A 14716-nucleotide genomic window follows, 5' to 3' on the forward strand; every position below is an offset into this window, starting at 1 on the left:
TAATTTTTGTTGATCTAAAGCGCCGTAAGGCGCTTTTTTTATTAATATTTCTTCGCAAAATCACGCTCTCGTACTATCCTTCATAAAAAAGAGTTTATAGGAATTAAGCATGTCAAAACTTGTATTAGCCATTGATGATGATAAATATATCCATCATGTGATTGAGGAATCGCTATCAGGCTTTTGCACACTGATCCATGCTAAAAATGGCGACGAAGGATTAAGACAGGCGTTAAAGTACAATCCTGACATCATCTTACTTGATATCGAAATGCCGGGAAAAACAGGCTTTGAGGTATGTAACGAATTAAAAGCTAACCCGCAAACAAAAGATATTCCAGTGATGTTTTTATCGGGTAAGTCAGACCTACCAGACCGTGTAAAAGGCTATAACGCAGGTGCTGCTGATTACATTGTAAAACCATTTAATGCTGAAGAGCTGATGGCACGTATTCGCGTGTTGTATCAATATCGCCAGCACTCGAAAAAACTTAAAAGTGATGTTGAGCGAGCGCAAATTACTGCCGAAATCGCGATGACAGATTCAGGCGATATGGGACGCATCATGCGCTACGTAGGGCAAAGTTATCATGCTCACGATATCAAAGCGTTATCGGAACATATGTTTGAGTTTTTTAACCCGATGGAGCTCGATGTCGTGCTGGCGTTTTGGTATCAAGATGTTGGCGTATTTTGTAGTGCAGATGGCGGGGTGTGTCCACTTGAGCAAGAGCTACTCGAAAAACACCGAGATGCGAATCGCTTTGTTGATTTTAGCCATCGCACAATTATTAATTACCCTAAAGTATCGATGCTGGTTAAGAATATGCCATTAGATGATGCCCAGCTGTATGGTCGTTACAAAGATTTATTCCCGCATATTCTTGAGGTGACTAACGCCAAAGTACAAGACATGGAAAACAATGAGCGTGCGCTTACGCAGGCACAGCAAATTGGTAATGCGTTTAATGACTTGTCTGATCAAATGTATCTGAACAGCGATTCTCGCGAACACGCTGTTGAGAAGCTTGCCGCCCAACTCGATGAGCTAAATAAATCTATTGAACAAAGCGGTTTGGCGAGTAGCGACGAAGTTGCGTTTCACCTGCAGCAATTAAAACAAACGCAATTACTGTTTACCTCACTGAATGAAGACTTGGCGTTTATAAAGTATCAGTTAAAGCACATTATCGAATCGCGAAGCTCGCTTTTAGCAAGTTTACAAAAAATGGCAGAGCCGAGTGATACCGAAGATGTGACCTCACAAACGGATATCGAGCTATTTTAAGGCATGCTATACTGGCGGCGAATCAGATAGCTCGGAGTTTTGCGTGGTAATTCATTGTCCTTTTAAAGAAATGCGTCCTTATTTAGATGCGATTGAACAGCGTTTTGGTTTGGTCAAGTGGGCTGAGCAAAATGCAGGTTTTTCGCTTCATTATGACGATCAAGGTCTGAGCTTGAAGAAAAAGGACGAGCCAAAGCTTGGTGCTATCCATGTTGATTTTGTAACGGGTGCCGCAGCTCATCGACGTAAGTTTGGTGGTGGTAAAGGGCAGGCTATCGCAAAAGCGGTTGGTTTAAACAAAGGTGCCACGCCTGTGGTGCTAGATGCCACCGCAGGACTTGGCCGCGATGGCTTTGTACTGGCATCACTTGGCTGTAAAGTGATTTTGCATGAACGCCACCCAGTGGTTGCTGCGCTATTATTTGATGGCCTAGAACGCGCCTATAACGATGCAGAAATCGGCCCTTGGATGAAAGAAAACATGAGTTTAGTGTTTGGCTCTAGTCATACTCTACTGGCGCAATGTAACGAAGTACCTGATGTTGTGTACTTAGATCCTATGTTTCCTCATCGTGAAAAATCAGCCCTTGTTAAAAAGGAAATGCGAGTATTCCAAGAACTCGTCGGTGCAGACAGCGATGCTGATGATTTATTAGAATTTGCTTATCCACTTGCCAGTAAGCGAGTCGTCGTGAAGCGCCCTGATTACGCCCCATTTCTAAATGACAAAACCCCGAGTATGCAAATCAAAACCAAAAAGAACCGCTTTGATGTATACGTAAAAGCTGCAATGGTCTGATACTAATCCGCAATATTAAGCGAATTGGTATTTATTTAACCCTTTTGGGTTAGTTGTTATCGTTTTTACCTGTTATTTTTTACGGTTTACATCAAATTGTCATAAAAGGTTAATATTCTACGCGCGTAACGTTACTTGGGAATATCGTTTATGCGCGTGTCATCATTTACTCGGCTATTGGCCGTTTTACTCACACTCGCCAGTATCTTACTGGCAGCCACCTTGTTCTGGGCTAGTCAAACCTTACTCGGCTTAGAGCAGCAAGATAACGCTTATAATAAGCTGAAAAACACCATCATTATTGATTTAAAAAGTTACCTTGATGATTATTTAGAGCAAGGTGACAGCCAACACTTAAATAAAGCCTCAACGCTGATTAGCGATGTTAAAAAGCAGCATTTAGCTGAGCTACCAAATGATCTAGCGGGTCAACTAAATAGCCAACTTACGGCCCTCGATAAAGACATTAATGGTAAGTATCGCGCTTTAGGTAAGCTATCGGGTAACGAAATGGCACTGCTCGATAACTCGTTAAGACAAATGGCAGGCTCTGCTTCATCGTTAATTGGTTATGCAAGCAAAGCAGAGCCGCAAACTGCGCTTGCTCTTGAGTATTATCGACTTGCTGCTGACTACTACAGCGAAGTGACATCACTTGCTTTGTATACTTACAAGTTGGTGATCAACTTTGATCAAGACACTAAAAATAGCCTCAATCAAAGTGTTGAAAACCTAAACGCTCTTGCTGCTAAAATCGATAGACTCGAAAACCTAGGTGTAATGAGCGAAGTGGATGAAGACGCCTTGTTTCTGGGTGAAGAAGCTGAAGATTTAGCGGGTGACATTAAAGCAGAGCTAAGTAGTTGGCCTAAACGCTTTCCACGTGATTTAGCATCGACCCTTGAACAAGCTGAGCTACGTCAAACCGGTATGCAGGCACTGCGCGAACAAATCGGTGCGCTTTCAGCAACGGTACTCGGTGCAGAGCAAAAACTAAAAGACGAACAAAGCCAACTTAAACAACAAGTATTTATCGTGTTTTGCGTGGCTATTGGCATGCTGGTGGTTTTAGCGGGTGGCGTTTACTTTGTTCAGCGTAACCAAGTGCTTAACCCACTGCGTCAGTTGCGCGATGGCTTTGCTTTCTTGATTGAAAGTAATGAGCTTAAAAATATCGAGAGTAAAAATCCGAAAACCGAAGTCGGTGAAATCGCCCATTACTTTAATCAATTGATTGAGCGCCAGCGAGGTGAGGCAGAAGAGCGAGCACAAATGCTTAAAGTTATTAATGACTTTATGCTAGAGATGAGCGAGCACTTACATACCATTGCTCAGCAAACGGATGCCAGCCACTCTCAGGTTGAACAAAACCAAGGTTTACTTACTGATATTCAACACATTGGTGAGCAGGTCAATAACATTAATGGTCAAGTTGCTGATAACGCCAAACAAACCTTTGGTGCGATGGAGCAAAGCTTAGGCTTTGCCGACAGCATGTTAACCGCAAGCTCTCGCACTGAAGAGCGCGTTGAGCAAGGTCTAGATAGCTTAAAAGAGCTATTAAAAGGCGTTGATGATGTTGGCCAAGTTATTGAGGTGATCAAAAACATTGCTGAGCAAACAAACCTACTGGCATTGAATGCGGCGATTGAGTCGGCACGTGCAGGTGAGCATGGTCGAGGCTTTGCGGTTGTCGCTGACGAAGTACGAAAGCTTGCCAGACAAACACAAGGCTCGCTTGATGATATCAATAATCAGCTAAACCGCCTAAGTGAAAACTCAACCATGGTATCAGAGCAAATTAGTGCACTGGCTACTGATGCCGAGCTACAAACACAAAATGCTCAAGAGCTTAAACGTAATTCAGAAGGCGTTGCCGATAACGCGCAAGATGCTAATAAAGTCGCGTTTGATGCTATGGAGCTTGCTAAACAGCAAAATGCCTTACTCGAAAACTTTAGCCAATCAATGCAGAGCATGAAAGGGCAGGTAAGTGAGTCAAACTCACTGGTTAGTGATATCCAGCATCGCCTACAAGAGCAAATGCACACCATTAAAACCAGCTTAGGTTTATAACTCTTCAAGGGCGAGCAATGGTTTGCATTGTTTGCCCTTAAATCATGCGGTATTCAATTTTTTGGGTATATACTCTGTACTCTTATTTTCTTTCAAGGAATTACAATGATCGAACAAGGCCAAAATTTACCTGCAGCAACCCTTAGCGAATTAACCAGTGAGGGCATGCAAACACTATCAACAGAGGCATTATTTGCAGATAAAAAAGTAGTGTTATTTGCGGTGCCTGGTGCATTTACGCCAACCTGTTCAAACGCTCACTTACCTGAGTTTATTACGCTAGCCGATAAAATTACCGCTAAAGGCGTTGATGCAATTTACTGTGTATCGGTGAACGATGCATTTGTAATGAAAGCATGGGGTGAAGCTCATAACGCAGAGCATATTCGTATGTTAGCTGATGGTGATGCAAGCTTTACTAAAGCACTTGGTTTATATAAAGACACCGCTGGTTTTGGTGGCGTACGTTCAAAGCGTTATGCGATGATCGTTGAAAACCAAACGGTAACAGGGCTGTTTGTTGAACAAGACAAAGAGTTTGTAGTAAGCCGCGCTGAAGCTGTTCTTGAAAAGCTTTAATATCAATTCGCTATTTGATATTAGTACAAAAAAGCCGGACGTAAGTCCGGCTGAAAAGTCCCAGGGGGATACTGGGGAGATCAACTATTAAGGTTGATACTGTGCATCCAATGTTACACCAGAGAAAGTACGGTAAGCATTTAAGCTTAAGTGCCACGTACCTGCTTGTGGATTACTGAATGTACATGTTTCTGCGTTACCGTTTTTGTACGGACGACAGTCATAGCTAGATGACGTTGGTTGGCTACCAAACTTAACGAATAAGTCAGCATCACCCGAACCACCAGACGTCGTAACAGTGAAGCTTGCCATACCTGCTGGTACTTCTAGCGTGTAGTGTTTCCACTGACCAGCACTTGCAGAGATATCAGTTACAGTGCCGCCACCTGCTTGTGGTGAACCTGAGCCTGAACCACCGCCAGAAGTTGTTAAATCACCCACTAGGCTAACACCTGAGTATGCAGAGTAACCATTCAGCATTACATGGTAAGTACCTGCTGTTGGGTTATCGATAGAACATACTTCGTTGTTACCACCTTTATACGGACGACAATCATAGGTTGACGTTGTAGGTGCGCTACCTGCACGAACGTAAAGGTCAGCATCACCTGTACCGCCACTCATTGTGAAGGTTACGTTAGTTGCACCTGTTGGCACTTCCATTGTGTAGAAAGTTTGGCTGCTAGCAGAGCCACTTAAACCTGTTAGTGCTTGGCCATCTTCTAACACATTGCCTGTTGGTGGTGGTGTTGTGCCTGATGCTGCTGCCACAGCGGCTGCTGCATCAACAATACCTGTACCACAGCTTGTACATGTTGCAGGGAAAGAACGAGTTGTTGATTTTAAGATGCTTTCGATCTCATCTGGCGTTGCAGATGGTTTAGCTTGCTTGATTAGCGCTGCTACACCCGCAACATGTGGTGCTGCCATCGACGTACCTTGCGAGTAGTGATATGAATCGCTGCTTGGGCTTGTAGAGCCTGAGTTGTGTGTTGATAACACACCTTCAGAGTCATTCGCAAAGCTTTGTGCGCCACCCGGTGCTGCAACGTCAATGTTGCTACCGTAGTTTGAGTAATAAGCACGACCACCGTTACGACCAACAGATGCAACGTTTACAACACCATTACAGTTACCTGGGTTGTAGTTTGCAGAGTTATCGTTATCGTTACCCGCAGCGATTACGATCACAGTGCCGTTGTTACGTGCTTGGTTGATAGCGCTTTGTGTTGTAGAGCTACATGAACCGCTACCACCTAAACTCATGTTGATAACATCTGCAGGGTTAGCATTTGCTGGTACGCCAGAAACCGAACCACCTGAAGCCCAGATAATACCGTCAGCGATATCAGAAGTTAAACCACCACATTTACCAAGTACACGTACAGGAACTACTTTCGCATCGTAAGCAACACCGGCAACACCTTCACCGTTGTTAGTCACTGCCGCAACAGTACCCGCAACGTGCGTACCGTGCCAGCTTGAGCTTTGCGCACCATGTGTGTAACCACATTCGTTAGCGCTGATTGCATCACCCGGATCGCGAGCATCGCTATCACGACCACCCCCATCGTTAGCTACAGACACGTTAGAGATCATGTCATAGCCAGGAAGAATGTTGGCATTTAAATCAATATGTGGGCGGTAACCTGTATCAAGTACCGCAACAACCACACCGCTACCCGTTGCTGTATCCCAAGCTGTAGGAAGGTTAAGACCACCCGCTTGCTCGTAGTAGTGCCATTGGTCGTCATAACGAGGGTCGTTAGGCGTTGCAAATGGCTTTAACATTTGGTCGATTTCGATGTATTCAACGTTACCTGTTGCAACCATCTCTTGCATGAATTCTTGTGCTTCTTCAGCAGAAAGTTTTTTATTAGCACGCATTACGTGGTGATTATTCATCGCCATTGCACGAACGTATTGTGCTTTTACTTTACCTTTTTTGCTGGTGAAGTTTTTAACAAAGCCTTTTGCTTTTTTATTCATCATAGTCGGCGTTTGTTCTGCTGCCGACATTGTCATCATTTCATCACTGTTGTTTTTATACTTGATGATGAATTGTGTACCAAAGCCTTCTTGGCCTTGTAATTTCGCCGCAGTTTCCTGCATAGATGGTGACATTAGTTGGTTTGGAGTAGCCATTGCTGCCGTCGTCCCAAACAACGCAGTCAAGCTCAGTGCAATTGCGCACTTCTTCAAGTTGTTGTTAGTTGTCATAATGATCCCTAGATTGTTATGTAAATCTCCACGATATTTTTCGCGAAGGGGGACAAAGGTAAAATAAATGTAAATTTAGTTAAAATATCGTTTTATTATGGTTGTCTCTATTTTGGTTATAACTAAATGTATAGACGTCTAAACTAGTCTTTTAATGGTGTTTTTCTACGCATTTCTCATAATAAAGTTATAATTTTACGGTTTTGAGTTTTTACTTTATTTCGTTTTTTGGTTTTATCTTTTTTGTAAAAACACCTCAGTGTTAACACAGCAGCGACAATAACTTGTTATAATCAGCTAAATTTTTTTAGTGAGTATGAGTAATGACCCAAGTAGATGTAATTGTGATTGGCGCCGGTGCCGCAGGTTTGATGTGTGCTGCACAAGCAGGCTACCGTGGTCGCAATGTTACTGTGCTTGATATGGGCAAAAAGCCGGGCCGTAAAATATTAATCAGCGGCGGCGGGCGTTGTAACTTCACCAATGAAAACGCAAGCCCAGACAACTACTTGTGTGGTAATCCTCACTTTGTAAAATCGTGTTTAAGTCGTTATACCCAGCATGACTTTATAGAGCTGGTGGACCGTCACGGCTTGGCCTATCACCATAAAACGCTGGGCCAGTTATTTTGTGATAACAGCGCACAAGATATCGTCGACATTCTTTTAACTGAGTGTGAGTGGGCGGGTGTTAACATAGCGCTGCGTAACGAAGTACTCAGCGTGACAAAAACCGATGCGGGCTATGAAGTTATTACTGAGCAAGACAGCTATCAATGTGAGTCGTTAGTTGTCGCATCGGGCGGATTAACCATGCCTAAGCTCGGTGCATCACCAATTGGTTATAAAATTGCAGAGCAATTTGGTTTAACAGTGCTACCAACCATGGCGGCATTAGTGCCATTTACGTTACACCAGCATGATAAAGATCGCTTTGATGGGTTATCGGGGATCAGCATTCCTTGTCTGGTTACCAGTGAAGATGGCACCCAGTTTAAAGAAAACATCTTGTTTACTCATCGCGGCCTTTCGGGCCCAGCTATTTTACAAATCAGCTCTTTTTGGCGTGCAGGGCAAACTGTGTACATCAACTTGTTACCCGAGCTCGATTTAAAACAGCAGCTTGAGCAGTGGCGTCAAAGCCAAGGGCAAAAGTCACTGAAAAATACCCTAGCGACCATTTTACCAAAGCGTTTTGTTGAAATGCTGCACGATACTAAAGCGATCCCTGATTGTAATGTAAACCAGCTAAGCCATGCGCAAATCGACGCGTTACATGACTACATTCACAATTGGCAAATTAAGCCAAACGGCACAGAGGGTTACAGAACAGCCGAAGTCACGCTTGGCGGTGTAGACACCGACGAGTTAAGCTCAAAAACCTTCGAAGCGAAAAAGTCACCGGGCCTCTATTTCATCGGCGAAGTCACCGACGTCACCGGTTGGCTAGGCGGCTACAACTTCCAATACGCCTGGAGCTGCGGCTTTGCAGCAGGGCAGTATTGTTGATTTGAGTTGCGAGTTGCTAGGGGAAAGGTGTTAGTGGTTAGTTCATAGTGGCTAGGCTCTAGGAGCTAGGTGCTAGGGTAGCACTTGCTTGTAGGTCGTGCTTTAGCGCGCTTGAGGGATTTGTAATCCGAAACTGAAAAGTACCAGAAGAACAGTATTTAGGTTGATAAGACATGAATCTAAGGAAAGATGAAAACAAATTAATCGGTAAGCATGTTTTTTTAAACGGTAAGGTTGTGGCAGATGAAACGGCACAGCGAATTGATTATTTAAAGAATAACGTATTGTTAGTCATTGCATATTCCGATGATGGATGGTCAACGTTACTACGAGATCCTACTGATGGGCGTCTTTGGGAGCTAGTCTACGACGACTCAGGCTCTCATGGCGCAGGTGCACCGAGTTTGATTCACTTAACGCTGGATAATGCGAAAAACAAATACAAATTCAAGTAAGAGAATTAATGAACAGCTAACGCTGTCGAATCAAAAGCCTCGCACTCGTGGGGCTTTGTTCTTAATAAACAGTGACTCAAAGAAGAAACTCGATATCTTATATTTGCGCCTAGCACCTAAACTAGACAACTATAAGGTTACCCATTTATTTTTCATGCATATGATAGGTGATAAGTAGTTAAATAAAACCATTGGGTTAAGCTAAATTATTTTCTGATGCCATGGGCGAGGTAGTGGCAAAAGAAAGACCTGACACTATGAGCTCTGGAGTAAAATGATATGACTAATATGCTGAACGTTTATATGGATGATATAGTAGTTATTAGTGATGAAACCCCACAATCATTTGATAAGCTTAAAAAAGGTGTATTATCTGATGATAGTGAAATAAGACAAAGATCATTTTCTAAATTGGCATGCTTTGAGTATACCGAAGAAATTAAAAATATTTTTAACAGAGGATTATTAGATAGCGATGAACTTATTCGCTCTGATTGTATAGAATTTCTCGCTGAATTTGATTTACTTGATAATTTAGAAAAGATTTGCGAATTATTAGATGACCCAAGCCATTATGTCGTTGATTCATGTGTAATTAGTCTAGCTGAGCTAAATTCTAAAAATGAAAAAGTTATTAAACTTTTGATTAATAAGTTAAAAGATAAGCAGCTTAAGAGTGGAACTGTTTTAAGTATTCACTATGCGTTATATAAACTTGATCCAACATACTCAATTGGGAACCTATTAGTTTGCTATTCTGACTCCAGAGATTATCGAGATAGGTGCGCTATTTTAAACTTATTAGCAGAGGGAATCCGAGAAGAGGATATCCCTGTGATAAAAGAGAAACTAGATAAAATTGTAAATCCTAATGATTTTAGATCTGTACTATCTAAATATGATGAACTTTTAGCTTCATTAGGTTGATCAGAGATTTAAATCCAAAGCCTCGCACTCGCGGGGCTTTGTTTTTTCTAGCTGTGGTGGCTTGGATTTTGTTTTCAAGACTGGCTAAGCTGCTCAATGGAAAGAACCGCTTGCTGGCATGGGTGAGGTAGTGACAAAAGCAAGACCTAACCCCATGTGTTTAAAGCGCAGAAAAAGGTGCATGATTTTTAATGACTGAAATTACAAAAATTCAAAGATTGGTCTGTAATGAATTTAATGCCGACTTTGTATCATCTCCCGAAGATATGAAAGTTGGGATTTCTCGTAACGTCAAGCAAGGGGTTATTCCTATTAATGGACTAAGACACTCTCCTGAAGGAGATACAACAGGTTGGTACATTTGGGGTGGAGAAGAGTTTTCTGAAGAACCTGATTTTTTCGTTCCTCTTCATGTTGCTCATTTAGGTGAGTGGTGTCCTGATATCAAAAAATTTCTTGCGCTACCTCCGGGCTATAGGTTTTTAATCGCAGGAGATTATGTTGATGTTTGGTTTGATGAGTCTTTATTAAATATTTGACGACATAGTTTGAATTCTAAGCTTCACACTCGCGGGAGCTTTTTGTTGTTTTCAACTTTGATGATATTCTCGATAGATTAATTAATTGTGTGGTATCCAATTTAAGATGAAAGGAATAACTCATCTGCTAGAAGTTCAACAGAAGTGTTGTGAACACTATAGTGCACAATATACACCAGTTGACGAGGAGCAAATGGTAGTAATATCTGACGGTGTATATGAGGGGCTGCCTTTAGAAGGAGTTCGTTACCCTTCACCGGACCATATGAGCGGTTGGTGGTTAACCACTGACGAATATAATGGAGATATTTCGAGTTTAAAAACGGTTCACTTTACTCATATTGTAAAATATAGACCTGAAGTAGCTATTTATATGGCTTTGCCACCTGGTTATCGATTCATGCTGGGTGGAGAGCAAGAACATGTTTGGTTTGATGAAAAAGTAGCAAACGACAAATAGATAATATCTTTTTAATTCAGAGCTTCGCACTCTCGGGCTTTGTTCTTAATAAACATGGCTCAAAGAAGAAACTCGATATCTTATATTTGCACCTAAAGCCTAGCACCTAGCACCTAGCACCTAGTAACTAAACTAGACAACTATAATGTTACCCATTTATTTTTCATGCATATGATTGGTGATAAGTAGTTAAGTAAAACCATTGGGGATAAGCTAAATCATTTTCTGACGCCATGTGCGAGGTAGTGGCAAAAAGCAAAAGCCCATGTGTATGTAAATAACCTAGATCAGTAAGTATAAAGCTGGAAGAAAATGATTATTGAAATTACGAAGTGGTCCACGGGTTTTAGAAAAATATCTTTTAATAAGGTATTGCGTCGAGAGTTGAAAATGACGATTGCAGAGGCAAAGACCACTGTGAATGAAATTCTTGTGGGAAATATTGTAAGGCTGCCATACACAAAAGAGTTGGAACTCGAGATTAAGAAAGCAGAATTATCTTACGACCTTATTGATGATTAAAAATTAAGAGGATTCTACCTTAGTTTGAATCCAAATATATTCTTAGTGGAATCTGGGGTTGTTTTCAAAAACAGTGACTCAAAGAAGAAACACGATGTCTTTTATTTGCGCCTAGCACCTAGCACCCAAAACCTAGAATCAATTCTTGCCACCCCAAATGACGCCCTACATAATTTTGATAGCTGATAGCTGATAGCTGATAGCTGATAGCTGATAGCTGATAGCTGATAGCTGATAGCTGATAGCTAATTTATAGTCTATTATTTCATTTTACTGAGTAGTAATAATGTATTGGACTCGGGTTGCCCATGAAACTTAATGACGTACAGATGTTTGTTAATCCTATTTATCGGTTAATAGAAATTACACCTATCCCTGTCATTGTTTCCTCGCCTAGCGGTAAACTCGAATATGCAAACCCGGCACTAAAACAACTATTAGGTTACGAAGGCGATGAAGTGTACGCCGATGATGTTGTTATAACTCATGCTGATGACAGAGAGTTAAATAAAGCTATTCGTGCCAAGCTTAATCAGTTTCCTGAGCAGCCCTTACAAATCGAAAAGCGTTACATGCATAAGTTGGGTCATGCTATTTATTGTCAGCTGAATATTGTTGCCGAGATGGATACTGACGGTAATGTTGTGCGTTATATTTCGCAAATTATTGACTTAACAACAGTCAATAAAGAGGCGGCCGCGGATATTTTGCTGACCCATTTGGTTGATAAATCGAATGATGCCATCTTTGTTGCAAACCCTCAGTTTGGTCAAATCCTTAATTGTAATCAATTTGCTTTTAGGTGCTTAGGTTATGAAAAGGAGGAGCTTTTAAAACTAACCATTCCAGACATTAACCCTGACTACGATACCAAGGCTAAATGGCAAGAAAGGGTGGAGCGTATAAAAGCTCAAGAAACCACTATTTTTGAGTCGTGCTTAAAACAAAAAGATGGTCAGGTTTTTCCTACAGAAGTGAGTGTGTGTCATATTGACCATCAAGGGAAAAGCTATCTTCTTGCGATTGTGCGTGACATTTCAGCTCGAAAAAATAAAGAGCAGGCTTTGATTGAGCTTGCGAATCTTGACCCGCTTACTCAATTACCGAACCGTCGTTATCTAGAGCAATTATTAAATGATGTATTTAGTGAAAATGGTGATGTGGCTGAGGGAATGGGCTTTATTTATATCGACTTAGATGATTTTAAACAAATCAACGATCAGCATGGTCATGCACTAGGCGATGAAGTTTTGGTATGGGTTGCAAAGCAACTTAAAGCTGCCGTCAGAAGTACCGATTATGTGATAAGAATGGGGGGAGATGAGTTTTTAGTGACTATTTCAGGCGTAACTAACACGACGATTCTGAATCGCTTGGCACATAAAATTGCGGATCAATTTTCAGCCCCTTTTAGTTGTAAAGGTAAGTCAATTGAAGTCACAGCAAGTATTGGTGTGACAGCGCATTTTCTCGGCGATGGTGTGTATGCAGCAAACCAGCTAATTGAAGAAGCGGATGCGGCTATGTACCAAGCTAAAAAGCAACCCGGAACAACCATCATTCATTTCAGCTAATGGTTTTAACGCCTTATGTTGCTCTGAAACTTGAAACTTTCCCCTCAAGCAGCCACTTCAACACAATTACGGCCGTTACTTTTCGCTTTATACAATGCTTTGTCGGCAATGGTGAGGGTTTCTTTCACGGTTGTTGAAGCATGAGCTACGCTGTGTACACCAATACTCACGGTAAATTGCACGGTTTGTACTTCATCAATGGTGATGTAGGTTTCTTGAGCTTTTTGGCGAATTCGCTCGGCAACTTGTTTTGCATCAAGTAGGTTACAATTGAGTAATAACACAAACTCTTCGCCGCCGTAACGGCAGGCTATATCAGCAAGGCCTTGCTCTGAGGTGAGTATGTTGGCAAATGCGATAATGACTTTATCGCCAACATCGTGACCATATGTGTCGTTAATGTTTTTGAAGTGGTCGAGATCAGCAATTAGTAGGGTTAACTCTTGCTGATTACTTGCCATAGCGGCAATCAATTCCTCACTTTTTCTGTCAAAGTAACGGCGGTTATACAGGCCTGTCATAGGATCTGTATCGACCAAGCGATTGAGCTCAGTTTGCTGTGCTTTAATTTTTTCGAGGCTCTTAATTCGATAAGAAAGAATAAACGCCATCATTAAGGCTTCGAGCAAAATACCTATGCCTACACCGTGGCTATTTATCACGTTTGCGTCGCTGATCCCCTTGTAATAAAGCACCGCCAGCATATTGAAAATAACGAACATAGAGTGGCCGAGCAAAAAGTATTTTGCCAGTGTGTTACCTTTTCGCCACAGCGAAATAGATACTCCAAATGTCACCGTCATCATTAAAGCTGCCAAGCTACTGGCAGGTTTTAATGCCCCCACAATATCGAACAAGCTATAGATAAAATCAGCAACCAGTAAGAACAAAATAATCGACAGCGCGATATGCTCTTTAGGGTAATGCTTTTTGGTTTCGAAAATGAGCATTACAAAAATTACTAAAAAGCTTGGCATGCTCAGTAAGTTAGAATTGAGCTGTAATAGCTCAGCACTAAAAATACCAAAGAAGTTAGCAGCAACACCATAAGACAGCGCCACCCACACCGTGCCAGAGATAAGATACAGGGCGTAAACAATGTTCTCGATTTTACGGGCCGATAAATACAAGAAGAAGTTATAAATCATCAGCGCTAACATCATCCCGACAAGCAGCGCAATGTAATTACCATTCCCAACAAGGGCTCGCTTTGAATGCTCTTCATCATAAATCGTTAGTGCAAACCACTGATGAGAAAAAGTGACGCTTTTTACGTAAATTGTTTTTTGCTGGTTAGGAGCAATATAAAACGAAAACACGGCACTGCCACCAAACATATTGGCTTTAGGGCCTGTTTTATCAAGTTGGATAACCGATTGGTTTATCAGTTGTGCTGATTGTGTTTCGTAAAAGCTGACTTCTTCTAAATGATAGGCATCAGGGTTATGTACAAATAAGCGTAGGGTATCGCTGTAGCTATTTTTTATAACTATTTTTGACCACGTAGTTTTAGCGTTAGTGCCCAAAGTAAGCTCGTTTTGACTGTTGGTAAAATTTTGCTGCTGAACTTGCGAAAGAGACATGGCGCCTGTGCTATCAATAAAATAGCTCATAGCAAATTGAGTGAGGTCAACGCTACGTTGATCGATATTAACAATAGGGGAGTTATCTGCACGGCTTTGGGTCGTCATGCTAAGGCATAATGAGTAGATAACAAAAAGCAGTATAAAGCGCGCAATCATCCCTAATGCCTGTGTCCAAATAAATAT

At 41.7% G+C, this 14716-nt stretch carries 13 protein-coding genes; 11 read left to right on the forward strand and 2 right to left on the reverse strand.

The features are described 5' to 3' along the window. Window positions 1–109: 109 nt before the first annotated feature. The 4 genes from C2M25_RS21385 (at window position 110) to C2M25_RS21400 (ending at window position 4742) form a co-directional block, all read left to right on the forward strand. Window positions 110–1288 (forward strand): response regulator, encoded by a 1179-nt coding sequence (locus C2M25_RS21385; RefSeq protein ID WP_063699869.1) that lies wholly within the window; start codon window positions 110–112, stop codon window positions 1286–1288. A gap of 43 nt (window positions 1289–1331) precedes the next feature. Beyond that, window positions 1332–2087, forward strand: a complete 756-nt coding sequence (locus C2M25_RS21390; protein WP_063699868.1) for a class I SAM-dependent methyltransferase — start codon at window positions 1332–1334, stop codon at window positions 2085–2087. Window positions 2088–2237: 150 nt separating this feature from the next. Next, entirely contained in the window at window positions 2238–4163 is a 1926-nt protein-coding gene (locus tag C2M25_RS21395; RefSeq protein WP_105182092.1) for a methyl-accepting chemotaxis protein, read from the forward strand. 105 nt (window positions 4164–4268) lie between these two features. Beyond that, the gene (locus C2M25_RS21400; protein WP_105182093.1) at window positions 4269–4742 is read left to right on the forward strand and encodes a peroxiredoxin; all 474 of its coding nucleotides are present in this window, start codon (window positions 4269–4271) and stop codon (window positions 4740–4742) included. 87 nt (window positions 4743–4829) lie between these two features. On the opposite strand, the gene C2M25_RS21405 is transcribed toward C2M25_RS21400, so the two are convergent. Continuing rightward, complete coding sequence (locus C2M25_RS21405; RefSeq protein ID WP_105182094.1) at window positions 4830–6962, reverse strand: S8 family peptidase; 2133 nt, start codon at window positions 6960–6962, stop codon at window positions 4830–4832. A gap of 323 nt (window positions 6963–7285) precedes the next feature. Between C2M25_RS21405 and C2M25_RS21410 the strand changes: the two genes are divergently transcribed. The 7 genes from C2M25_RS21410 to C2M25_RS21440 all read left to right on the forward strand — a co-directional run bounded on the left by C2M25_RS21410 (window position 7286) and on the right by C2M25_RS21440 (window position 12947). Beyond that, entirely contained in the window at window positions 7286–8470 is a 1185-nt protein-coding gene (locus C2M25_RS21410; RefSeq protein ID WP_054563381.1) for an NAD(P)/FAD-dependent oxidoreductase, read from the forward strand. Between the two features lie 173 nt (window positions 8471–8643). Further along, a complete protein-coding gene (locus C2M25_RS21415) occupies window positions 8644–8925 on the forward strand; it encodes an Imm27 family immunity protein (protein ID WP_105174944.1) in 282 nt (93 codons plus the stop codon). Window positions 8926–9204: 279 nt separating this feature from the next. After that, the gene (locus tag C2M25_RS21420; protein ID WP_105174943.1) at window positions 9205–9852 is read left to right on the forward strand and encodes a HEAT repeat domain-containing protein; all 648 of its coding nucleotides are present in this window, start codon (window positions 9205–9207) and stop codon (window positions 9850–9852) included. Between the two features lie 191 nt (window positions 9853–10043). Next, window positions 10044–10391 (forward strand): immunity protein Imm33 domain-containing protein, encoded by a 348-nt coding sequence (locus tag C2M25_RS21425; protein ID WP_062565971.1) that lies wholly within the window; start codon window positions 10044–10046, stop codon window positions 10389–10391. Between the two features lie 106 nt (window positions 10392–10497). Beyond that, the gene (locus C2M25_RS21430; RefSeq protein ID WP_105174942.1) at window positions 10498–10851 is read left to right on the forward strand and encodes an immunity protein Imm33 domain-containing protein; all 354 of its coding nucleotides are present in this window, start codon (window positions 10498–10500) and stop codon (window positions 10849–10851) included. 312 nt (window positions 10852–11163) lie between these two features. After that, window positions 11164–11373, forward strand: coding sequence for a hypothetical protein (locus C2M25_RS21435; RefSeq protein ID WP_105174941.1), 210 nt, complete (start codon window positions 11164–11166; stop codon window positions 11371–11373). A gap of 308 nt (window positions 11374–11681) precedes the next feature. After that, the gene (locus C2M25_RS21440) at window positions 11682–12947 is read left to right on the forward strand and encodes a sensor domain-containing protein (RefSeq protein ID WP_063699850.1); all 1266 of its coding nucleotides are present in this window, start codon (window positions 11682–11684) and stop codon (window positions 12945–12947) included. A 44-nt stretch (window positions 12948–12991) separates the two neighbouring features. Here C2M25_RS21440 and C2M25_RS21445 read toward each other — a convergent pair whose 3' ends face one another. Then, window positions 12992–14638, reverse strand: a complete 1647-nt coding sequence (locus tag C2M25_RS21445) for a diguanylate cyclase (RefSeq protein WP_233999236.1) — start codon at window positions 14636–14638, stop codon at window positions 12992–12994. Between the last annotated feature and the right edge of the window lie 78 nt (window positions 14639–14716).

This window comes from Pseudoalteromonas sp. T1lg21 (assembly GCF_002964625.1).
Taxonomy (GTDB): domain Bacteria; phylum Pseudomonadota; class Gammaproteobacteria; order Enterobacterales; family Alteromonadaceae; genus Pseudoalteromonas; species Pseudoalteromonas gelatinilytica.

Excerpts from the sequence above, each read along its gene's own strand:
- C2M25_RS21385 (WP_063699869.1), top strand. The coding sequence starts at position 110 with ATGTCAAAACTTGTATTAGCCATTGATGATGATAAATATATCCATCAT.
- C2M25_RS21405 (WP_105182094.1), bottom strand. The coding sequence starts at position 6,962 with ATGACAACTAACAACAACTTGAAGAAGTGCGCAATTGCACTGAGCTTG.
- C2M25_RS21395 (WP_105182092.1), top strand. The coding sequence starts at position 2,238 with ATGCGCGTGTCATCATTTACTCGGCTATTGGCCGTTTTACTCACACTC.
- C2M25_RS21410 (WP_054563381.1), top strand. The coding sequence starts at position 7,286 with ATGACCCAAGTAGATGTAATTGTGATTGGCGCCGGTGCCGCAGGTTTG.
- C2M25_RS21430 (WP_105174942.1), top strand. The coding sequence starts at position 10,498 with ATGAAAGGAATAACTCATCTGCTAGAAGTTCAACAGAAGTGTTGTGAA.
- C2M25_RS21435 (WP_105174941.1), top strand. The coding sequence starts at position 11,164 with ATGATTATTGAAATTACGAAGTGGTCCACGGGTTTTAGAAAAATATCT.
- C2M25_RS21415 (WP_105174944.1), top strand. The coding sequence starts at position 8,644 with ATGAATCTAAGGAAAGATGAAAACAAATTAATCGGTAAGCATGTTTTT.
- C2M25_RS21420 (WP_105174943.1), top strand. The coding sequence starts at position 9,205 with ATGACTAATATGCTGAACGTTTATATGGATGATATAGTAGTTATTAGT.
- C2M25_RS21425 (WP_062565971.1), top strand. The coding sequence starts at position 10,044 with ATGACTGAAATTACAAAAATTCAAAGATTGGTCTGTAATGAATTTAAT.
- C2M25_RS21440 (WP_063699850.1), top strand. The coding sequence starts at position 11,682 with ATGAAACTTAATGACGTACAGATGTTTGTTAATCCTATTTATCGGTTA.
- C2M25_RS21445 (WP_233999236.1), bottom strand. The coding sequence starts at position 14,638 with ATGACGACCCAAAGCCGTGCAGATAACTCCCCTATTGTTAATATCGAT.
- C2M25_RS21400 (WP_105182093.1), top strand. The coding sequence starts at position 4,269 with ATGATCGAACAAGGCCAAAATTTACCTGCAGCAACCCTTAGCGAATTA.